General features: G+C 32.1%; 22 protein-coding genes. 2 read left to right on the top strand and 20 right to left on the bottom strand.

Going from position 1 to position 21,774, the window contains the following annotated elements:
• Positions 1-5 precede the first annotated feature (5 nt).
• Complete coding sequence (locus HMPREF2663_RS04695; protein ID WP_083319974.1) at positions 6-629, bottom strand: transcriptional regulator CcpN; 624 nt, start codon at positions 627-629, stop codon at positions 6-8.
• Positions 630-964: 335 nt separating this feature from the next.
• On the opposite strand from HMPREF2663_RS04695, the gene HMPREF2663_RS04690 reads away from it, so the two are divergent.
• Positions 965-2,356 (top strand): glycine--tRNA ligase, encoded by a 1,392-nt coding sequence (locus HMPREF2663_RS04690; RefSeq protein ID WP_002457738.1) that lies wholly within the window; start codon positions 965-967, stop codon positions 2,354-2,356.
• A gap of 109 nt (positions 2,357-2,465) precedes the next feature.
• Here the strand turns inward: HMPREF2663_RS04690 and recO are convergent, their stop codons facing one another.
• The 19 genes from recO to lepA form a co-directional block, all read right to left on the bottom strand.
• Complete coding sequence (recO, locus tag HMPREF2663_RS04685; protein WP_002457739.1) at positions 2,466-3,227, bottom strand: DNA repair protein RecO; 762 nt, start codon at positions 3,225-3,227, stop codon at positions 2,466-2,468.
• A gap of 25 nt (positions 3,228-3,252) precedes the next feature.
• Positions 3,253-4,152, bottom strand: a complete 900-nt coding sequence (gene era, locus HMPREF2663_RS04680; protein ID WP_002457740.1) for a GTPase Era — start codon at positions 4,150-4,152, stop codon at positions 3,253-3,255.
• A complete protein-coding gene (cdd, locus tag HMPREF2663_RS04675) occupies positions 4,152-4,556 on the bottom strand; it encodes a cytidine deaminase (RefSeq protein WP_002457741.1) in 405 nt (134 codons plus the stop codon). The genes era and cdd overlap by 1 nt, the downstream gene beginning before the upstream one ends.
• Positions 4,556-4,912, bottom strand: a complete 357-nt coding sequence (locus HMPREF2663_RS04670; RefSeq protein ID WP_002446556.1) for a diacylglycerol kinase family protein — start codon at positions 4,910-4,912, stop codon at positions 4,556-4,558. Before HMPREF2663_RS04670 ends, cdd begins: the two co-directional genes overlap by 1 nt.
• A 1-nt stretch (position 4,913) precedes the next feature.
• Entirely contained in the window at positions 4,914-5,381 is a 468-nt protein-coding gene (ybeY, locus tag HMPREF2663_RS04665) for an rRNA maturation RNase YbeY (protein ID WP_002457742.1), read from the bottom strand.
• A complete protein-coding gene (locus HMPREF2663_RS04660) occupies positions 5,382-6,329 on the bottom strand; it encodes a PhoH family protein (RefSeq protein WP_001831049.1) in 948 nt (315 codons plus the stop codon).
• A 290-nt stretch (positions 6,330-6,619) separates the two neighbouring features.
• The gene (locus HMPREF2663_RS04655) at positions 6,620-7,303 is read right to left on the bottom strand and encodes an iron transporter (protein WP_070845883.1); all 684 of its coding nucleotides are present in this window, start codon (positions 7,301-7,303) and stop codon (positions 6,620-6,622) included.
• Between the two features lie 15 nt (positions 7,304-7,318).
• Positions 7,319-8,308: a flotillin-like protein FloA gene (floA, locus tag HMPREF2663_RS04650; RefSeq protein ID WP_001830989.1), complete on the bottom strand. Its 990-nt coding sequence runs from the start codon at positions 8,306-8,308 to the stop codon at positions 7,319-7,321.
• A 14-nt stretch (positions 8,309-8,322) separates the two neighbouring features.
• Positions 8,323-9,033, bottom strand: coding sequence for an NfeD family protein (locus HMPREF2663_RS04645; RefSeq protein WP_002446561.1), 711 nt, complete (start codon positions 9,031-9,033; stop codon positions 8,323-8,325).
• 845 nt (positions 9,034-9,878) lie between these two features.
• Entirely contained in the window at positions 9,879-10,055 is a 177-nt protein-coding gene (gene rpsU / locus HMPREF2663_RS04635) for a 30S ribosomal protein S21 (RefSeq protein ID WP_000048060.1), read from the bottom strand.
• 125 nt (positions 10,056-10,180) lie between these two features.
• On the bottom strand, positions 10,181-11,527 hold the full coding sequence (gene mtaB, locus HMPREF2663_RS04630) for a tRNA (N(6)-L-threonylcarbamoyladenosine(37)-C(2))-methylthiotransferase MtaB (protein WP_070845881.1): 1,347 nt from the start codon (positions 11,525-11,527) through the stop codon (positions 10,181-10,183).
• Between the two features lie 5 nt (positions 11,528-11,532).
• Positions 11,533-12,285, bottom strand: coding sequence for a 16S rRNA (uracil(1498)-N(3))-methyltransferase (locus HMPREF2663_RS04625; protein WP_033862513.1), 753 nt, complete (start codon positions 12,283-12,285; stop codon positions 11,533-11,535).
• Between the two features lies 1 nt (position 12,286).
• Positions 12,287-13,225, bottom strand: coding sequence for a 50S ribosomal protein L11 methyltransferase (prmA, locus tag HMPREF2663_RS04620; RefSeq protein WP_002446565.1), 939 nt, complete (start codon positions 13,223-13,225; stop codon positions 12,287-12,289).
• Between the two features lie 3 nt (positions 13,226-13,228).
• Positions 13,229-14,350: a molecular chaperone DnaJ gene (gene dnaJ, locus HMPREF2663_RS04615; RefSeq protein WP_002457747.1), complete on the bottom strand. Its 1,122-nt coding sequence runs from the start codon at positions 14,348-14,350 to the stop codon at positions 13,229-13,231.
• A gap of 144 nt (positions 14,351-14,494) precedes the next feature.
• Complete coding sequence (dnaK, locus tag HMPREF2663_RS04610) at positions 14,495-16,324, bottom strand: molecular chaperone DnaK (protein ID WP_002446567.1); 1,830 nt, start codon at positions 16,322-16,324, stop codon at positions 14,495-14,497.
• Positions 16,325-16,379: 55 nt separating this feature from the next.
• Positions 16,380-17,012: a nucleotide exchange factor GrpE gene (grpE, locus tag HMPREF2663_RS04605; protein ID WP_002476265.1), complete on the bottom strand. Its 633-nt coding sequence runs from the start codon at positions 17,010-17,012 to the stop codon at positions 16,380-16,382.
• 28 nt (positions 17,013-17,040) lie between these two features.
• Positions 17,041-18,018, bottom strand: a complete 978-nt coding sequence (gene hrcA, locus HMPREF2663_RS04600; RefSeq protein WP_002476273.1) for a heat-inducible transcriptional repressor HrcA — start codon at positions 18,016-18,018, stop codon at positions 17,041-17,043.
• A 99-nt stretch (positions 18,019-18,117) separates the two neighbouring features.
• Positions 18,118-19,242, bottom strand: coding sequence for a radical SAM family heme chaperone HemW (gene hemW, locus HMPREF2663_RS04595; protein ID WP_002446570.1), 1,125 nt, complete (start codon positions 19,240-19,242; stop codon positions 18,118-18,120).
• A gap of 117 nt (positions 19,243-19,359) precedes the next feature.
• Positions 19,360-21,183 carry a translation elongation factor 4 gene (lepA, locus tag HMPREF2663_RS04590; RefSeq protein ID WP_002457751.1) on the bottom strand — a complete coding sequence of 608 codons (1,824 nt, stop codon included), beginning with the start codon at positions 21,181-21,183 and terminating at the stop codon, positions 19,360-19,362.
• Positions 21,184-21,475: 292 nt separating this feature from the next.
• Here lepA and rpsT point away from each other — a divergent pair, with 292 nt between their 5' ends.
• Positions 21,476-21,727, top strand: a complete 252-nt coding sequence (gene rpsT, locus HMPREF2663_RS04585; RefSeq protein ID WP_001831221.1) for a 30S ribosomal protein S20 — start codon at positions 21,476-21,478, stop codon at positions 21,725-21,727.
• Positions 21,728-21,774: the final 47 nt, after the last annotated feature.

Genomic DNA, 21,774 nt, shown 5'->3' with positions numbered 1-21,774 from the left:
ACCACCTATTCTTTAAATAATGAAACGAATAATTTAGTGATTGTTGTTTTAGAGATGCGACCTATTACTTCAAATTTGTCGTTTTCTTTAGGTCTAACAATTGGTAATGAATCTATCTCCTTATCAATCATTTGGTTTGCAGCATAAATAACGAGTTCCTGTTCTTTTAAAAATGAAACATTAGGCATTCTAGTCATATTTACACTGATAGGCATTGTATGTATGTCCTCACCAATCATTGAGGCACGAAGTAAGTCTTTCCTAGAACATACTCCTACAAAATCGTTATTCTCATTTGTAATAAATAATGTACTGACATCCTCTAAAAAGATGGTACATATAGCATCATAAACAGTCATGTTTTCTTTTATGACAACAGGATGCGACATATAATCTTTTACAACATATTTTCGTAATTTTTCGTTTATGATTTTATTTTTAGATTTACCAGAATAGAAATAACCTACTCGAGGACGTGCCTCTATAAAACCAGACATAGTGAGTATAGCCAAGTCAGGACGTAATGTAGCACGAGTTAAATTGATTTTTTCAGCTATATGCTCGCCCGTGATAGGTCCTTCCGATTTAACAATCTCTATTATTTGTTCTTGTCTTTGACTTAATTCTATAGGTCTTCACCCCTTTTTAATACTTACTCATTATAACTTTTATTTTCAATTGCTACAAATACATATAAACACTTGCTATTAAAAATTATTTCAATTAGAATTATTAATAAGCGAGTTAAGGATGGTGTGAGCTTAACAAACATATTTTGGCATATGATTAAATTTTTATAAAAGCGAGTGTTTACACTAATTTGGGTGGAACCGCGGGTTGAAATGTAAATAAACACATGTTATTTCAACAATGTGTTTTAAATAATTTAAACTCGTCCCAAGATAATATTGCATAATCTATGTGTATTGTCTTGGGGCGTTTTTATGTATAAGGAGAGGCTTTTATGGTTAAAAATATGGATACAATTGTACAACTTGCGAAGCATAGAGGATTTGTATTCCCTGGTAGTGATATTTATGGTGGATTATCAAATACATGGGATTATGGTCCGTTAGGTGTTGAATTAAAAAATAATATTAAAAAAGCTTGGTGGCAAAAATTTATTACGCAATCACCATACAATGTAGGTATTGATGCTGCGATTCTTATGAATCCAAAAACATGGGAAGCATCAGGACATTTAGGAAATTTTAATGATCCTATGATTGATAATAAGGACAGTAAAATTCGTTATCGTGCAGATAAATTAATCGAAGATTATATGCAAAATGAAAAAGGTGACGAAAACTTTATAGCAGATGGCTTAAGTTTTGATGAAATGAAAAAAATTATTGATGATGAAGGAATTGTTTGTCCGGTCAGTAAGACTGCAAACTGGACTGATATCCGTCAATTTAATCTTATGTTCAAGACTTTCCAAGGTGTTACTGAAGATTCTACTAATGAATTATTTTTACGACCTGAAACAGCTCAAGGTATTTTTGTGAACTATAAAAATGTTCAACGTTCTATGCGTAAAAAATTACCTTTTGGTATTGGTCAAATTGGTAAATCATTCCGTAATGAAATCACACCAGGAAACTTTATTTTCAGAACAAGAGAATTCGAACAAATGGAACTTGAATTCTTCTGTAAACCTGGTGAAGAAATTGAATGGCAAAATTATTGGAAAACTTTTGCAAGTGAATGGTTAACAGATTTAAACATCTCAGAAGACAATATGCGCCTTAGAGATCATGATGAAGATGAATTATCACACTATTCTAATGCTACTACTGATATTGAATACAAATTCCCATTTGGTTGGGGAGAATTATGGGGTATTGCGAGTCGTACAGACTATGATTTAAGACAACATAGTGAACATTCAGGTGAAGATTTTAAATATCACGATCCTGAAACTAACGAAAAATACATTCCTTATTGTATTGAACCATCTCTTGGTGCAGATCGTGTGACTTTAGCATTTTTATGTGATGCGTATGCTGAAGAAGGTGTTGAGGGTAGTAAAGATGCACGTACAGTTATGCATTTCCACCCAGCTTTAGCACCATATAAAGCGGCGGTACTACCATTGAGTAAAAAATTATCAAGTGAAGCTATTAAAATTTTTGAACAACTAAGCTCTAGCTTTGCAATAGACTTTGATGAATCACAATCTATTGGTAAACGTTATCGTCGTCAAGATGAAATAGGTACACCATATTGTATCACTTTTGATTTTGACTCATTAGAGGACAACCAAGTAACAGTGCGTGACAGAGATAGTATGGAACAAGTACGTATGCCAATATCAGAACTAGAAACATTTTTAGCTGACAAAGTTAAATTTTAGTTTACTATTTATTTATAAGTAAAAATTTTGAATATGAATAAAGCTCCTATCTTAAGTTTTAACAACAGCAGATAGGAGCTTTTTATGATAAATTTATTCTGAAATCTTTTCACAATGAATCTTTTTCTAATCTATTTAATTGGTTTATTAATTTTTGACTTTTAAAAAACATACCAGCATACTCACGATAAAGCATGATAAGTAATTCAGACATTTCATTTAATATGTCTTGCTGAATATTTAGATGATTCATCTTACTTATGGGTAATTGCTGTAGGATATTAAGAAGATATAAAGTGCGATTAGAGAGCTGAAAAGCATGTTGATCCTGATATAATGCAGATTCTGAAATAGCACCGTCATATTTAAAACTATACGCTATAAGTTTTGATTGATCTTGAATGCCGGTAATTGCACAGTGATCAAATGAAGCTGTGAATCCAAATTTAGACATACTTTTTAATAAGACGATTACAGACATTAATTGTGCTGGAGTTCCTTCGTTAATTTTGGAAAGAACAAATTGAAGCAAGTCATAATTATATTTTGAAACCTCATTCTCTTCCATTGATCGGTCAATTGTTTCAGCACATAAAGATGCATAGCTACTTTCAAATAAGTCGAGTTGGAGTTCATAATGTTGATTAATCACATCAACAGAATTTAGTGTTCCCATGCCTCGCCATTTATTATAAATAAATAAGCCATATACGAAAAGCTGTGTATTTGCTTGAAATCCAGACTTAACTTTTTTTGCTCGTCTGGCCATTAGTGGTATTTTAGCTCCGTATTCATTTAATATTGTAATGATTCTATCTGACTCACCATAATCAACAGATTTGATAATGATGCCCTTTTGTTTCATTAGCATCAGTTGATCACCAACTTTCTATTGATTAATCTTGATCTTCAACATATCCAATTTGTCTTATAAAATTAACCTTATTTCTCCAATCACGTTGTACTTTCACCCATAATTCAAGATAAACCTTCGAGCCAAGTAACATTTCGATATCTCTACGTGCACGTTTACCTACTTCTTTAAGCTTTTTACCACCTTTACCTATTACTATACCTTTTTGTGAATCTCTTTCAACATAAATTGTCGCCTCAATACGTACTTTATCTTCATCCTCTTTAATCATACGATCGACATTGACACCAATTGCATGTGGAATTTCTTCACTCGTCAAATGTAGAATTTTTTCTCTAATGATTTCACTCACTACAAATTGTTCAGGATGGTCAGAAATTTGATTGTCAGGATAATATTTAGGCCCTTCTGGTAAAAAAGATTTTAATACATCAATAAAATGATCAACATTCAACCCCTCTAAAGCAGAAATTGGAATTATGTCTGTAAAATCCATATATGACTGATATTGTTCAATTTTTGGCATCAATGTATCTGGATGAACCAAATCAATTTTATTTAAAACTAAAAATATAGGTGTTTTGACGTTTTTTAGCATTTCCATTATATACTCGTCTCCCCTACCTATATCTTCATTTACATTAACCATAAACATAATAGCATCAATTTCAGAAAGTGTATTTTTAGCTACTCTCATCATGTAATCTCCTAATTTATGTTTAGGCTTATGGATACCAGGTGTATCGATAAAGATGATTTGAGCATCATCTCTCGTCATTACACCTTGTATTTTATTTCTAGTCGTCTGAGCTTTATCTGACATAATAGCAATTTTATGTCCTATTACTCTGTTTACAAAGGTAGATTTACCTACATTAGGTCTACCGATTATTGAAACAAATCCTGATTTATGTTCTGTCATTAATTTAAATCCTTTCCAGAAAATCCTAATGGTAATAATTCACCAACTGTAGCTTCTATCATATCTCCGTTTTGATTGGTCATATATACAGGCATATCTTTATCACAAAGTTCCATCATCACCTGGCGACATGCGCCACATGGGGACGAGGGTTTATCAGCATCGACAGTAACTGTAATGGATTCAAAATCACCTGGTTGATAACCTTCTGATATAGCGCTTACTAAACTTGATCTTTCTGCACATATCCCCATCGGGTATGCAGCGTTCTCAACATTTGCTCCGTGAAAACACCGACCATCTTTCGTTCTTAAATAAGCACCAACTTTAAAGTTACTGTATGGTGCGTATGCATTTTTTTGTGCCTCTCGGACTTCTTTAAAGTAGTGTGATTGATAACTCATTACATTCCTCCCTTAAATATTTCTAATATATATGGTATAAAAACAATTAGCCCAATACATATTGAAACGATTGAAACGATGACAACACTAAACGCAGCTATATCTTTAGCATATTTTGCATATTCATGATAGTCAGTGGTAATTAAGTCGACAACAAATTCAATTGAGGTATTAATAGCTTCAAAACTTAAAACAAGTCCTATAGCTACAATGATTAATATCCAATCTATACGATCAATATTTAACACAATTCCTAATATGATAACTATTACAGCTGCTAAAATGTGGAATAAGAAATTTTGGTCTTTTTTTAAAATTGCGCGAAAACCCTCATATGCATATTTAAAACGTTTCATATTAATTTCTAGTTAAACCAAATTCGTTAAGTATAGCATCTTGTCGACCAAACATTTCTTTTTCATCATTATCATTCATATGATCGTATCCTAGCAAATGTAAAAAGCCATGTAATGCTAAAAATCCTAATTCACGCTCAAATGAGTGTCCGTAGCTTTCTGCTTGTTCTTTGGCAACATCTGTACATATAATAATATCACCTAGAACACGTGGTATCTCAAAGTCATTGAAATCTATTTCTGGTTCATCTTCTTCTAGAGCAAATGAGATGACATCAGTAACTTTATCTTTGTCACGATATACTTTATTTATATTTTGAATTTCCTCTTTATCTACAAAAGTTACTGATAATTCGGCATCATTATGAATATTTTCTTTCTTTTTTGCGAATGTTAATAATTGATCTATTTGGTCAAACCAAGACGTTTCTACTAGACCCGTATGGTCACTAAAATCTATAGTAAACATTTATTCAACTCCTTCATAACGATTAATAATTTTACTTACAAGTGGATGTCTAACTACATCGCTTTGATCCATTTTCATAATACTTATGCCACTGACACCACTTAGTTTTTTTACCGCTTCTTTTAAACCACTTTTTACCCCTTTTGGTAAATCGATTTGAGTTTGGTCACCAGTGACAACCATTTTTGATCCAAATCCTAAACGGGTAAGAAACATTTTCATTTGTGCATGTGTCGTATTTTGAGCTTCATCTAATATAACAAATGCATCATCTAGGGTTCTACCTCTCATATATGCTAATGGTGCAATTTCTATTACACCTCGTTCGATGAGTCTTTGAGTTTGCTCTCTACCTAAAACAGTATTTAACCCATCGTAAAGGGGTCTTAAATATGGATCTACTTTTTCCTTTAAGTCACCTGGCAGAAATCCTAGAGATTCACCTGCTTCAACAGCAGGTCTCGTTAGAACAATACGCTTAACAGATCCTTTACGTAGTTGTTTAGCCGCATATACGACTGCTAAAAAAGTTTTACCAGTTCCAGCTGGACCAATACCGAATACTAAATCATTACGCTTCATAGCATTAATATATATACGTTGTCCCATAGTCTTAGCACGAATTGTTTTACCATAAGCATCTTTTGTAATTTCTTCATCATATAAATCTAACAAATGATGAATTGTATTATTGTCGGCCATTTTTATAGCAGCTTCTACATCTTTAAGCGTAATTGTATTACCTAATTCAATTACTTTAAGTAAATTTTTTAGAACTAATTCTGCTTTTTCAACATGCTCTATTTTTTCACCTTTAACAGCAATTTCTTGACCTCTAGCATGTATTACGACATTAAAATGTGCTTCAATCGCTTTTAGGTTTTCATCATTATTTCCTATTAAAGCTTGAGATTGATTAATATCGTCAATTTGAATTATTCCTGGCATAAACGCGCTCCTTTTCAAGTTACGTAAATTTAATTTTTCATCAACATGAGATAAATTTCATAATATAAAATTTAGCTTGATACATCAATATTATATCATGCTTGCTATGAATAAATGATGAATTAAACTCTTACTATCATTCATAGCTAAATTTCATTTTAAATCTTAATTAAATTTTACTAAAATACCTGTTTTTAGACAAACTAAAAAGAGAGTATACCGTAATAAATTACAATATACTCTCTCATATACTTAAATATTTAAATTAATGTTTGAAAATTTAAAACTATTTAAAGCTGTTTTGGCTTACTTAAAATTTCTGACCAAATAATACCATTTATAACTTCATCACTATCATATTGAAAAGCAGAGTGCGACATGTTTTTTTCAACATTCCTAGAATTTAGTAGTTGTTTTAATCGATATCGCTTTGTTCTTTCTGAGAGATATTTATCGTTGATAATGTCTTGAGCTTTTCTCTCAATCATAACAAGTTGCTTTTCTTTTTCTTTATCAATTTCTCTCCGTACATCACTTAAATTTTTAGTTACATCTTGTTCAAGTTCCTGTTTAAGTTTTTCATAATTATCATCTCTTGATGTTGTCTTATCTAGCTGAGGAATATTTTGATGTTCATGAGTAGACGTTGTTTGACGTTTAGATTGTGAAGTATTTTGTTTTTCTTTAGGATGTGATGTTTTTTTCTTTTCTTTTTCATTCCAATCTTTATTCAGTGGTGGTAATGAAGTTTCATAAGGTTTACTCTGTTTTTTTTCAGGTTCATCATTTAATTCGTCACTAATTTCTTTAAAAGTTTTTTCTAATTTTTCAAAGAAACCACCTTCTTGAGGTTGCTCGTTTGAGGGTTTTTGATTGGGTCTTTGATTTTGTCTGTCCTCGTGACTTTTATCTCGTAATGCGCTAACACCTGTAATTATCACAGATATGATGAAAATGATAATGCCAATATTCATCTTATCACCTCTTCATTATTGTTGTGGTGATTCATCATCGTTTTGATCAGTGCGTTTATTTATTGCATTTCTCATACCTGTATCCGCTTCAATATTTTTAAGGTTATAATAATCTTTAACTCCAATATTGCCTGATCTTAATGCTTCCGCCATAGCTAAAGGTACTTCGGATTCAGCTTCAACAACTTTAGCTCTCATTTCTTGAACACGCGCTTTCATTTCTTGTTCAGAAGCAACAGCCATTGCGCGACGTTCTTCTGCTTTTGCTTGTGCAATGTTCTTATCAGCAAGTGCTTGTTCTGTTTGTAAATCAGCACCGATATTTTTGCTAATATCAACATCGGCAATATCGATAGAGAGAATTTCGAATGCAGTTCCAGAGTCTAAACCTTTACTTAGTACTGTTTTTGAAATATTATCTGGATTCTCGAGCACTTCTGTATGATGCTCACTAGAACCAATTGTAGATACTATACCTTCTCCGACCCTAGCAATGATTGTTTCTTCACCAGCACCACCAACAAGTCTTGCTATGTTAGCGCGTACGGTAATACGAGCTTTTGCCTTAACTTCGATACCATTCATAGCTACACCTGCAATAAATGGCGTTTCAATAACTTTTGGATTAACTGACATTTGTACTGCTTCTAATACATCTCTACCTGCTAAATCAATGGCAGCGCCTCGCTCAAATGGTAAATCGATATCAGCTCGTTGTGCTGCAATGTTTGCATCAACAACACGATCAACATTACCACCTGCTAAGTAATGAGACTCAAGTTGATTTGTAGTTAAGTTTAAACCAGCTTTATGCGCTTTGATCAGAGGTGCGATAACTTTTCTTGGTGAAACTCGTCTTAAACGCATCCCCACAAGCGTGCCTATTCCAACATGTACTCCAGCAGCTAGTGCTGAAATCCATAATCCGACCGGAACAAATGAAAACAGAATGAGTAGTGCAACTACTATAATGACTGCAATGATTATAAAACCAATACTAAACATTAAATCGCTCCTTTTTATTTTTCGATTTCTCTAACAACAACACGTGTACCTTCCACTTCAAGAATCTTAACTTGTCGATTACGTAAAATAAATGATCCATCAGATACTGCGTCTATTCGATCATTTTCACAAGTTATAATTCCTGCTGGTCTTAAATCGGTAACAGTATGTGCGGTTTTTCCTACAAGATGAGAGCGGTCGTCATGTGAACGATAACCTGCTTCAGAATTTGTTGAATCCTTTAAAATAACTTTATCTAAAAATGGAATTTTTCTATTGAATATTTTCACTAAAATCACCCATTCTACAATTGATAATATTAATGCAACTATAACATTTCCAAGCATTAATAAAATATTGTCACCAAGTATAATAATACTTAGTGTTATTAGAATAATACCAATCATACCAATTACAGCGCCTATAACAAATAATTCAATGATGAGTAGTATGAGGCCAATTGTAAACAGTAATACTGACATCACATTGACATCGCCATTAATTAGGAATGCTAAAAATAAAAGTAGTAAAGCAAGTAATGCAATTATTCCCATTAAGTTTATGCGTTTTGAATATAGTTGGTATAAAAAGCCAATAAATATAATACAAGTGAAAATAAGAGAAACAAAAGGTTGAGTGATAAACTGTGCAAGGTTTTCAACCCAATTCATCCCATTTAAAGGTTTTGCCATAAACAGCATATGTATTAGATGTAAGTTATCCATTTTTTCACCTCGCCCTCAAAATAATTATACATGAAATGAAACATATCATATAGTCATTTACATATCTATAATAAAAATAGTATGTTAATTTAGTAAAATAAAAACGCAATATAAGACGATATAAAATCAAAGCATTTTAACTATTACTCAAACGCATTTAAATATAGTTGCAACAGTTTGTTACAGTTACAAGCGTATAGTCGGACATAAAAATGAAAAAACTGAGACATATCAATAACACACACTTGAAAATATTATAAACTTTCTATTATGGTAATTTAGATATACGCATGACTTCTATTATTAGTTTGGACAGATATTTTAGTTTTAAGTGATCCACTAAATCAATCATTACTGCTGATACCTTTTTTCATTACCTTATAGTTTTTTAATATCCAATTCTATATCTTTTCTAATATTTTCTAGTATGTTGAAAAAATATGTGGCTTTCAGCATTTTGATATCATCGCTAACAATACTTGACTTGTGTTTTATTTTGAAGATTCAATGGTTCCATAATTGTTTTAAATCATACTCATCTACTTTCATTTCAACTGCTTGATATTTTGTTTCTATCGAATAAGATTTTCTTTTAATAGAAAAACACTTTCGCATGAATCAATTTAATATGAATTCAACGAAAGTGTTTTTTACCGATATTTGGGGATAGCTCAATCATTGTCCCAAGTTTTGACTTATTAACAATTAAAGACTAGAACTGAAATACGTTAAAAACAAATAAATCAGTTCTAGTCTTCATTTCTCGATAGAACAGTGAATTCAATTCAAATTCTGTCCTAATATATAATTAACATTCTTGTTGAGGGAGTCAACAGAGCTATTAATTATTTGAACTTACGTTTACGTGCAGCTTCAGATTTCTTTTTACGTTTTACGCTTGGTTTTTCGTAAAATTCACGTTTACGTACTTCTTGAATAGTTCCACTTTTTGATACTGAACGTTTAAATCTACGTAAAGCATCTTCTAGTGATTCATTTTTACGTACTACTGTTTTAGACATCTGTATTTCCCTCCCTCCAAATATCAACGGAACTTTATAGTCATTGCATAGTAAAACTATGCAGTTATTAGTATAATATAACTCTAAATGACGGTCAATCAGTAAAATTTACAATTTTTTATTAATTAAACAAGTACTTCTTTTTCAGATTGATTCGTTGCATGTTTAACAACACGTATTGCTTTGCCTTCATTAATTGGATAATTAGCTTTAACTATCTTAACTTTCACTATTTGACCTATTAATGAGTCATCTCCTTCAAATCTTACCTTCATATAATTGTCAGCATAGCCAACAAGTGTATTTGGTTCTTCACCCATTTCTTCAGGTATAACTTCTAAAACTTCATCTTCAAATTTAGAAGCATATTCTTTGGCTAATTGATTACTTAGACTAATTAGTTTGTGCACACGAACATTTTTTGTTTCTTCATCAATTTGATTGTCCATTCTTGCAGCAGGCGTTCCTATTCTAGGAGAATAAGGGAATACGTGTAACTCTGAAAAATGATGATTTACGATGAAATCGTAAGTTTCTTGGAATTCCTCTTCAGATTCTCCAGGGAAACCAACAATTACATCACTAGTAACTGCTAAATCTGGTAATGCTTGATGTAATTTTGTCAATCTTTCTGAAAAATGTGCCATCGTATATTTACGTCTCATACGTTTTAACACATCATCAGACCCAGATTGTAACGGTATATGTAAATGACGTACTACCTTATTTGAATTTCCAATGACATCAATAACTTCATCAGTAAGTTGACTTGCTTCAATCGAAGAAATACGTATACGTTCAAGCCCTTCAATAGTATCTAGATCTCTTAGCAATTGTGCTAGATTATAATTTTTAAGGTCTTGCCCATAACCACCAGTGTGAATACCCGTTAAGACAATTTCCTTATAACCAGAGTTAACAAGTTGCGTAGCTTGTTCTACTACTTTTTCTGGATCTCTAGAACGCATCAATCCACGTGCCCACGGGATAATACAGAACGTGCAAAAATTATTGCACCCTTCCTGTATTTTTAATGAAGCACGCGTTCTATCAGTAAAGTAAGGAACTTCTAATTCTTCATAAGTTCTATTTTTCATAATATTACCTACACCATTAATAGGTTGTCTCTCTTCCTGAAATTGTTGAATATAATCTAACAATTTATGACGGTCTTGAGTACCTACAACGATGTCAACACCAGGGATTTCCATAATCTCGGCAGATGATGTTTGTGCATAACATCCAGTTACACAAACGACTGCATCAGGATTTTGTCTAATCGCTCTTCTAATTATCTGACGACTTTTTTTATCCCCTGTATTTGTCACCGTACATGTATTAATAACAAATACATCAGCATTTGTTTCAAATTCTACTCTTTCATAATTTGCATCTTTAAATAATTGCCAAATTGCCTCAGTTTCGTAATGATTTACTTTACAACCTAATGTGTGAAACGCAACTGTTGACATAATCTTCACCCCAATAATTCTTTTTCATAACTTACTGCACTTAAAGCGTAAAGAGGTGCAGTTTCAGCACGCAAGATACGTGGACCTAATCCAACTATAGTACTTACATCATCGAATAATGCAATTTCACTATCTGATAACCCACCTTCAGGTCCAAATATGATTAAAACACGGTCCTGTGTCTTAAATTGTTTAATTGTTTGCTTAAATTGACTTAATTCACCGTGCTTTGCTTGTTCTTCATATGCTATAAGAACATAGTCATATTGATTTATCATACCATAAATTTCTTTTAAATTCGACTTAAATTTTATATTTGGTATTGTTAAACGATAACTTTGTTCTGCAGCTTCCTTTATAATTTTTTGCCATCTCGATAATTTCTTTTCTACTTTAGAATCATTGAGCTTGACCACAGAACGTTCCATAGCTACAGCTATAAATTCGTTTGCCCCCATTTCAGTTGCTTTTTGTATCATCCATTCATATTTATCTGATTTGATTAAACCACTACATATTGTAATGTTCTGAGGTAGTTCAGTGTTAATTTGTTGTTTTTCTTCTAATTTAATTTCAATCGATTGATCGTTTATTGAAATAATTTTACATCTAAATACATTTTCATCTGAAAAAGTGACAATGATATTTTGTCCTTCTTTATAACGCATAACATTCACGATATGATGATAGTCTTCTTTGTTCTCAATAAAAAAGCACTGATTTTCATCAGCGCTTTGATTCATAAAATATCTTTGCAAATTATCCACTCACTTTCTGACCAACTATACAAACCCAGCCATTGTCATGTTCTACTGAAATAATTTTGAAACCAATACGCTTCATTTGTGATTCTATGTCTTGATACTTTTCTTCAATAATACCTGATGTAATAAAATAACCATCTTCAATTAAAGTATTATAAGTATCTTCAATCATTTCTTCAATAATATGGGCAAGAATATTTGCAATAACGATATTAAATTTCTCATTTTCATTTTTTAATAAATTACCTGGAACTGCTTCAATTGCATCATCACAATGATTTTTCTTAAAGTTTTCTTTTGCCACATTTACAGCCATTTCATCTATATCTAATGCCTTTATTCTTTGAACTCCAAGTAAATGACTAGCAATACTTAAAATGCCTGAGCCTGTTCCAACGTCGATAACTGAATCCGTTGGTTTTACAAAAGTTTCAATTGCTTTTAAACACATACTTGTAGTTGGATGATCACCTGTTCCAAAAGCCATACCTGGATCTAATTCAATGCACAATTCGTTATCATTTTCTTTAACATATGATTCCCAACTTGGTACTATCGTAAATTGTTTTGAAGCTCTAAATGGATGAAAATAATTCTTCCATTCATTTTCCCAATCTACTTCGGCAATAAGCTTTTCCTGATAATCATAAATTGTTTTATCAATTTGCTGAAGATTCAATATTTCATGATTAATGTTGGATTTTAAGTTTTCATTATAAGTGAACTCATTAAAATAAGCTTTTAATCGAACTCCTTTTTCAGGATAATCTTCAGGATTTAAATCATAAATTTCTCCAAACTTATCAACAGGTTGTTCTTCTAAAATATGTGAATCTTCAATTACAACTCCATTAGAGCCATAACTTTCAAGAATTTCCGTAACATCGTATTCTACTTCGTGATTAACTACAATTGAGAGTTCCATCCAATTCATTGACTATTCTCCTTTAAAGAATCTTTTTGCTCTATCTTTAAAATTAGATGACTGTTCATTTATATCTTCACCATTAATTTCAGCAAATTCTTTTAATAATTCTTTTTGACGGTCATTTAATTTTGTTGGTGTAACCACTTTTATGTTGACAAATAAGTCCCCGTAACCATAACCATGAACATTCTTTACACCTTTATCTTTAAGTCGGAATTGTTTACCCGTTTGTGTACCAGCAGGAATGGTTAAAACAACATTACTTTTAAGTGTAGGTATCTTTATTTCATCACCTAGTGCAGCCTGTGAAAAGCTAATATCTAGATTATAGTAGATATCGTCTCCATCACGTTCAAACGTATTGGATGGTTTAACTCTGAACACCACATATAGGTCACCATGCGGTCCGCCATTAACACCAGGTGAACCTTCTCCAGCTAAACGAACTTGTTGTTCGTTATCCACACCTTCAGGAACAGTTACTTCTAGTTTAACTGTTTTATTTTCAGTACCTTTTCCTTTACATGTTGGACATGGCTCTTCAAATTCTTGTCCACTACCTTCACATTTAGGACAAACTTGTTCAGTTCTAACTCTACCCAAAATAGTATTTTGTTCAACAGAAACACGACCAGCGCCATTACAATAGCTACAAGTTTTTTTACTTGTACCAGGTTTAGCGCCATCACCGTTACATGTATGACATGTTACATCTTTTTTTATTGATATTTCTTTTTTTGTCCCGAATACAGCCTCTTCAAATGTTATTGTCATTGTGTATTGAAGGTCATCACCTTTGCGAGGTGCATTAGGATCCCTTTGACGTGAACCGCCACCAAAGAATGAGCTGAAAATATCTTCAAATCCACCAAAGTCACTGCCACCAAAGCCTTGACTGCCAAATCCACCTTGTGGTCCGTCATGACCAAATTGATCATAATTTGCACGTTTGTTTTCATCACTTAAGACTTCATATGCTTCGGAGATTTCTTTGAATTTTTCGTCTGCGCCTTCTTCTTTATTTATATCTGGATGGTATTTTTTTGATAATTTACGATAAGCTTTTTTAATTTCGTCTTTAGAAGCGCTTTTGCTTACGCCTAAGACCTCATAGTAGTCTCTTTTGGCCATAATTACCTCTCCTTTTATACGTTTAACAAGAATAGTTTATCTAATTGTTTCTTAATATCCAAATAAAAAGTCAAAGTCAATGATCGATTGACTTTGACTTTTTTACTAAAAAATTAATAGATAATTATAAGTTAGATACTAAACTTATTTTTTATCTTCGTCATCTTTAACTTCTTTAAAGTCTGCATCTTCAACAGTACTATCTTGAGAACCTTGTTCTTCTTGAGCTTGTTGTTGTGCTTGTTGAGCTTGTTCATAAACTTTTGCAGATAATTCTTGAATTACTTTTTCAAGTTCTTCTTTTTTAGCTTTAATATCATCGATGTCTTCACCTTCTAATGCTGTTTTAAGTGCATCTTTTTTCTCTTCAGCATTTTTCTTATCTTCATCACTAATATTTTCGCCTAAGTCTTTAACTGTTTTTTCAACTTGGAATACTAGACTATCTGCTTCGTTTCTCAAGTCAACTTCTTCACGACGTTTTTTATCTGCTTCAGCATTTTCTTCAGCATCTTTAACCATGCGATCGATTTCTTCATCAGATAGAGATGAGCTTGATTGTATTGTGATATTTTGTTCTTTATTAGTACCTAAATCTTTAGCTGTAACGTTAACAATACCGTTTTTATCGATATCAAATGTTACTTCGATTTGAGGTACACCACGTGGTGCAGGTGGAATGTCAGTTAATTGGAATCTTCCTAAAGTTTTGTTGTCAGATGCCATTGGACGTTCACCTTGTAATACATGAATATCTACCGCTGGTTGATTGTCAGCTGCTGTAGAATAAACTTGTGATTTGGATGTTGGAATAGTAGTATTACGTTCAATTAATGTGTTCATACGTCCACCCATAATTTCGATACCTAAAGATAATGGCGTAACATCAAGTAATACCACATCTTTAACATCACCAGTGATTACACCAGCTTGAATAGCAGCACCCATTGCTACAACTTCATCTGGGTTAACACCTTTATGTGGTTCTTTACCAATTTCTTTTTTAACAGCTTCTTGAACGGCCGGAATACGTGTTGAACCACCAACTAAAATAACTTCATCTATTTCTGAAGTAGATAAACCAGCATCTTTTAATGCTTGACGAGTCGGTTCCATAGTTTTTTTGATTAATGAATCAGCTAATTCTTCAAATTTAGAACGAGTCAAACTAATTTCTAGGTGTAATGGTCCATTTTCTCCAGCAGAAATGAATGGTAATGAAATTTGAGTTTGAGAAACACCTGATAAATCTTTTTTAGCTTTTTCAGCAGCATCTTTTAATCTTTGTAATGCCATTTTATCTTGTGATAAATCAACACCATTCTCTTTCTTGAATTCTGATACAAGATAATCAATAATTACTTGGTCAAAGTCATCGCCACCAAGTTTATTATCTCCGGCAGTTGATAATACTTCAAATACACCGTCGCCTAACTCTAGAATAGATACGTCAAATGTTCCCCCACCTAAGTCAAATACGAGAACTTTTTGATCTGTTTCAGTTTTATCTAACCCATAAGCAAGTGCAGCAGCTGTAGGTTCGTTGATAATACGTTCAACTTCTAAGCCTGCAATTTTACCAGCATCTTTAGTTGCTTGACGTTCACCATCATTGAAATAAGCAGGGACAGTGATAACAGCTTTGTCTACTGTATCTCCTAAATAGTTTTCTGCAGTGCTTTTTAAGTTTTGTAAAATCATTGCTGAAAGCTCTTGTGGTGTATAAGATTTACCTTCAATATCTACTTTATAATCTGTACCCATATGACGTTTAATAGACTGTACAGTGTTAGGATTTGTGATAGCTTGTCGTTTTGCTACTTCACCTACTTGAGTTTCACCATTTTTAAATGCAACCACTGATGGTGTAGTACGTGCACCTTCTGGGTTTTGAATTACTTTTGGTTCATCTCCTTCTAAGATAGAAACACAAGAGTTAGTTGTACCTAAATCAATTCCAATTACTTTACCCATAATATAATTCCTCCAATTTAATCATTTTATTTATTTCAATGTATTTTCAATCTAATTATTGATTTACTTTTACCATTGATGGTCTTAAAACACGATCCTTAAGTTTGTATCCTTTTTGCAATTCTTGAGTAACTTCACCTGATTTAAAATCAGGATTGTCATCTTGAACGACAGCTTGATGTAAATTAGGATCGAATTCCTTACCTTCAGCTAAAATTTCTTCAAGACCATTGTCTTTTAAAGCTCTTAGTAAACTTTCATGAACCATCTGCACTCCTTTTTGAAGTGATTTGAACGATTCATCATCACCTTCAATTTGTAGTGCACGCTCAATATTATCTATAGACGGTAAAATGTCAGTTAAAACACCTTGAGCTTTATAAGTAGCATTAATTTGATTTTCTTTTTGAATTCGGCGTTTATAATTTTCGAATTCTGCATATAATCTTAAATATTTTTCTTCATTATCATTTGCAAGCTTTTCTAATTCTTTAATTTTAGTATCTTGAGACTCTGACTCTTCATCCTTGATACTTTCTTCTGAATTATTTTCTGAATCGCTAGCATTAGCTTCACTATTATCCGTGTTAGATACTGAGTTTTCAATGTTTTTATCATTCTGATTGTCTTCAGTTTCTACATTAATATCTTCCTCAGTATTATTCACTGACTGATCTTTTTCTGACATAGTCTGACCTCCAATACATTTCCAATTACTACCATATACGGTTTAATAATTGAATTACATTTTGATAATGCATTGCAGTTGGTCCGATTACTGCAATTTGACCTTTTAGTGACTCATCAAAATGATACTGACTAGTCACAATTGATATATCGCTTAAACTATCATCAATCTCTTTACCAATTCGGACAGTGATTTGAGAAGTTGATATATCTTCTAATAATTCAGTTATTTTATTTGATTCTATATATTGAAGAATCGGTTGAATAGATGAAACGTTGGACTCATTTAACGCATCAATAAGTTTAACCTTTCCACCCATATAAATGCTATTACTTTGATTACCAATTTGTAAATTTATCATCTCAACTACTTCATTTGCAAGCAATAGCTCTTCTTTTTGACTAAAGTAAGACTCGATGTTTTGAGTTAGTACTTTACGATTAAAACTGAAATGTTCGGTCAAAAAGTTTGCTATTTTATTTAAATTAATATTATTTAGTTGAGCATGCGATACAAAATGTATATTTTCAACATGTCCAGAAAAAAATACCATTACTAAAATAATCAAATGGTTATTAGCACGAATAAGATGTATATCATTTATAACATCTTGCTTGTGATTCGGGCGGACTACCAACGTTGCATATTGAGATTTCATAGATAATTCGTGTGCAAAGTTTGAAAGTGCAGTCGAACTATCATAATGATTCTCAATTAATAATTGATTTAAACGTTGAATTTTGTTTTGACTTTGATGAGATGTTTGTTCTAAAAGGCGATTGACATAATATCTAATCCCTGATTCAGATGGAACCCTTCCAGAAGATGTGTGTGTCTTCTCAATGAAATGCATTTCTTCGAGTTGCTTCATTTCATTTCTAATGGTAGCTGGACTCACATCCAAGTGATGACGATGAATTAGAGTTTTAGATCCAATCGGTTGTCCAAAATCAACATAATCTTCAACAATAGCATTAAGGATGCTTAATTGTCTTTTTGTAATCATGTTTTCACCTCATTAGCACTCTTTTATCTCAAGTGCTAATTATAATTTATCAAATTGGTCAAAGTAAGTCAATGTTAAAGCACTAAAATTTCTAACTTTTTATGAATTTAGCAAAAATGCTTCAAAAACCTCGTTACCTATGACTTTTCCACGTTCGGTTAAAGATATAAATTCTCTTTCTTCTTTTATGAGTCCCCTACACCTCAAATCTTTAATAGTTTCACCAAACACCTCATCGATTAATTTATTAAACTTTTTCTTAAAACGGCTTTTACTCACACCTTGATTCATTCTTAAACCAAGAAACATTTCTTCTTCCATTCTTTCGTTATAAGTAGGAGATGTTTCAGATAGTATTGGTTTTTTCCCTTCATTTATCGCTTTAATATAATGATTTACTGGATTAAGATTTGTGTAACGTACACCGTTTACATAACCACTTGCACCAGCACCAAAGCCATAGTATTCTTCATTTAACCAATATACTTTATTATGGTTTGATTCATGATTAAGTTTACTAAAATTAGAAATCTCATATTGATGGAATGATGAGTTTTTCATACGATCCATTAAAAATTGATACATTTCTGCCCCTAAATCTTCATTTGGTAATTTTAAATGTCCCTTTCTATACAAATTATAAAACTGGGTTTTAGGTTCAAGAATTAATCCATAACTTGAAATATGATCAATATCCAATGCAATGGCACGTTCTAGGCTGTCTTTAAAATCGTCGATAGTTTGTTGTGGTAAATGGTACATTAAATCCAAACTTATTGATTCAATACCTGCTTTTCGGGCATGACTAACAGCATTATATATATCTTCAGTTTTATGAGTTCTCCCTAAAATTTTTAATAGTTCAGGTTTAAATGTTTGTACACCCATTGATATTCTATTTACGCCATATTGTTTTAAAAGTACAACTTTTTCATAAGTTAACTCATCAGGATTAGCTTCAAAAGAAAATTCTCCGCTAATTGTAAATGTTTGATTAATTGCTTTAAGTAGCTTCTCAAGTTGTCTCATATTCAAGGCTGTCGGTGTACCACCTCCGACATACATTGTTTCAAGATTTCTGTTATTATCAACTTGCATCTCGTTAATAAGTGCGTCTAAGTATTCATCGACTGGCTGTTTATCGATAAAGTATTTATTGAAATCACAATAAGTACAAATTCTATAGCAAAATGGAATATGAATATATGCACTTTTTACACTCACTTTATAACCACCAATCTTTAAATCATTTATATAGTTTTCACATTATATACTTATATCATTCTAGACATTATAAAATGAGGTAAGACATAAAGAATGTCTATACCCCATTCATCTACATTATTCATCATCCATTTTTAATACTGCTAAAAATGCATCTTGAGGAATTTCCACATTGCCTACTGCTTTCATTTTAGCTTTACCTGCTTTTTGTTTTTCTAAAAGTTTTCGTTTACGACTGATATCTCCACCATAACATTTAGATAAAACATTTTTACCCATAGATTTAATGTTTGTTCGTGCAACAATTTTTTGACCAATAGCCGCCTGAACTGGCACTTCAAATTGTTGTCGTGGAATTAATGTTTTTAATTTTTCGACAAGCGCTTTTCCTCTTTCATATGCAAAATCTCTATGGACAATAAAACTTAGAGCATCAACTTTATCTCCATTCAGTAATATATCCATTTTAACAAGATTACTTTCTTTATTTTCAATAAATTCATAATCAAAAGAAGCATAACCTTTTGTATTAGATTTAAGTTGATCAAAGAAATCGAAAACTACTTCAGATAATGGAATTTCATAAACAATATTAACCCTTATATCATCAAGATAATCCATGTTTATAAATTGACCTCTTTTACGTTGACATAACTCCATCACTGCACCTACATAATCATTCGGCACCATCATCGTAGCTTTGACAAATGGTTCATAAATATGTTCTATTTTATCTCTTTCGGGCATTTGTGCTGGATTATCAACTGAAACTTCAGAACCATCTTTTAAAATACATTGATAGATAACAGAAGGCGCTGTTGCAATGAGTTCAATACCAAATTCTCTTTCGATTCTTTCTTGAATAATCTCCATATGTAACATTCCTAAAAATCCAGTTCTGTATCCAAAACCAAGGGCTTGTGAAGACTCTGGTTCAAACTCTAAGGATGCGTCATTAAGTTGTAATTTTTCTAAAGCTTCTCTTAGGTCATTATAGTCTTTATTGTCAATAGGGAATAGACCACAATATACCATTGGATTCATCTTTTTATATCCTTGTAACGGCTTGTCAGCAGGTCTTTCAGCTAAAGTAATTGTGTCACCTACTCTAGAATCATCAACATTTTTGATGCTTGCGATAATATAGCCCACATCACCAACTGTTAATTCTTCTATCGGTAGTTGCTTAGGTGTATTGATTCCCACTTCTGTAACTTCAAATTCTTTACCGGTAGCCATCATTTTAATTCTATCACCAGCTTTAACAACACCATCAATAATTCGAATTGAAGATATTACTCCTCTGTATGGATCATATTCTGAATCAAAGATAAGTGCTTTAAGTGGGGCTTCAGGATCACCGTCCGGTGCTGGCACAACATCAACTATTTTCTCTAAAATTTCTTCAATACCTATATTTGACTTAGCACTTGCGAGTACTACATCTTCTTGATCTATACCTATAACATCTTCTAATTCTTGCTTAACTCTATCAGGCTCAGCTGCAGGCAAGTCTATTTTATTAACAACTGGCAAAAGTTCCAAATCATTATCTAATGCTAGATAAACGTTTGCTAAGGTTTGTGCTTCTATTCCTTGGGCAGCATCAACTACAAGAATTGCACCTTCACATGCAGCTAATGAGCGAGAAACCTCATACGTAAAGTCGACATGCCCTGGTGTATCTATCAAATGAAATGTATAAGTTTCTCCATCTTTAGCTTCGTATTTTAATCGAACAGCATTTAGTTTAATAGTGATGCCTCGTTCTCTTTCCAAATCCATAGAGTCAAGTAATTGATCTTGCATTTCTCGAGTTTCAACTGATTTTGTATTCTCTAAAATTCGATCAGCTAATGTCGATTTACCATGGTCTATATGCGCAATAATGGAGAAATTTCTAATATTTTCTCTTCTATTGTATCGTTCTTGCTTATCCATTTTATCCTTCTCGCTTTCATCTTTATAACCTGTCACTTCTATGTATCTTTGATATAGTAACGTTTTTATTACTTTAATGCAATATATCTTTGACATAATTAATTAAATGTAAATTCTAACATAACTATTATATCTAGTTCAGTAGTTCATTCCAACAATTAAAAAGTAATAAATTCAATTGAAGTTACTTTCAAATAAATGATTGCACAAATATAAGACATTTGATAAAATATTTCTTGTTGTAATCAAATAAATTTTGATAAGTTATGATCACTTTTAGGAGGTGACAGTAATGCCAAACATTAAATCTGCAATCAAACGTGTAAGAACAACTGAAACAGCTGAAGAAAGAAATATTTCTAAGAAAAACGCTATGCGTACAGCTGTGAAACGAGCTAAAACAGCTATCTCTACTGATGCTGAAAACAAAGATGAATTATTAAGATTTGCTATCAAACAAGTTGATAAAGCATCTCAAAGTAATTTAATCCATTCTAATAAAGCTGACCGTATTAAATCTAAACTTATGTCAGCTAATAAATAATAATTATTAAAACAGAGAGGCTGGGACATAATTCCTAGCAAAATAGC

It is taken from the genome of Staphylococcus sp. HMSC077D08, assembly GCF_001837945.1.
Taxonomy (GTDB): domain Bacteria; phylum Bacillota; class Bacilli; order Staphylococcales; family Staphylococcaceae; genus Staphylococcus; species Staphylococcus epidermidis.
The sequence above is the reverse complement of the archived record's forward strand: the minus strand, read 5'-3'. Positions and strand labels throughout refer to the sequence as shown.

Coding starts and splice junctions, on each gene's coding strand:
- HMPREF2663_RS04690 (WP_002457738.1), top strand. CDS start 965: ATGGTTAAAAATATGGATACAATTGTACAACTTGCGAAGCATAGAGGA.
- recO (WP_002457739.1), bottom strand. CDS start 3,227: ATGCTAATGAAACAAAAGGGCATCATTATCAAATCTGTTGATTATGGT.
- era (WP_002457740.1), bottom strand. CDS start 4,152: ATGACAGAACATAAATCAGGATTTGTTTCAATAATCGGTAGACCTAAT.
- cdd (WP_002457741.1), bottom strand. CDS start 4,556: ATGAGTTATCAATCACACTACTTTAAAGAAGTCCGAGAGGCACAAAAA.
- HMPREF2663_RS04670 (WP_002446556.1), bottom strand. CDS start 4,912: ATGAAACGTTTTAAATATGCATATGAGGGTTTTCGCGCAATTTTAAAA.
- ybeY (WP_002457742.1), bottom strand. CDS start 5,381: ATGTTTACTATAGATTTTAGTGACCATACGGGTCTAGTAGAAACGTCT.
- HMPREF2663_RS04660 (WP_001831049.1), bottom strand. CDS start 6,329: ATGCCAGGAATAATTCAAATTGACGATATTAATCAATCTCAAGCTTTA.
- HMPREF2663_RS04655 (WP_070845883.1), bottom strand. CDS start 7,303: ATGAATATTGGCATTATCATTTTCATCATATCTGTGATAATTACAGGT.
- floA (WP_001830989.1), bottom strand. CDS start 8,308: ATGTTTAGTATTGGTTTTATAATCATTGCAGTCATTATAGTAGTTGCA.
- HMPREF2663_RS04645 (WP_002446561.1), bottom strand. CDS start 9,033: ATGGATAACTTACATCTAATACATATGCTGTTTATGGCAAAACCTTTA.
- rpsU (WP_000048060.1), bottom strand. CDS start 10,055: ATGTCTAAAACAGTAGTACGTAAAAATGAATCACTAGAAGATGCTTTA.
- mtaB (WP_070845881.1), bottom strand. CDS start 11,527: ATGTCAACAGTTGCGTTTCACACATTAGGTTGTAAAGTAAATCATTAC.
- prmA (WP_002446565.1), bottom strand. CDS start 13,225: ATGAATTGGATGGAACTCTCAATTGTAGTTAATCACGAAGTAGAATAC.
- dnaJ (WP_002457747.1), bottom strand. CDS start 14,350: ATGGCCAAAAGAGACTACTATGAGGTCTTAGGCGTAAGCAAAAGCGCT.
- dnaK (WP_002446567.1), bottom strand. CDS start 16,324: ATGGGTAAAGTAATTGGAATTGATTTAGGTACAACTAACTCTTGTGTT.
- grpE (WP_002476265.1), bottom strand. CDS start 17,012: ATGTCAGAAAAAGATCAGTCAGTGAATAATACTGAGGAAGATATTAAT.
- hrcA (WP_002476273.1), bottom strand. CDS start 18,018: ATGATTACAAAAAGACAATTAAGCATCCTTAATGCTATTGTTGAAGAT.
- lepA (WP_002457751.1), bottom strand. CDS start 21,183: ATGGATAAGCAAGAACGATACAATAGAAGAGAAAATATTAGAAATTTC.
- rpsT (WP_001831221.1), top strand. CDS start 21,476: ATGCCAAACATTAAATCTGCAATCAAACGTGTAAGAACAACTGAAACA.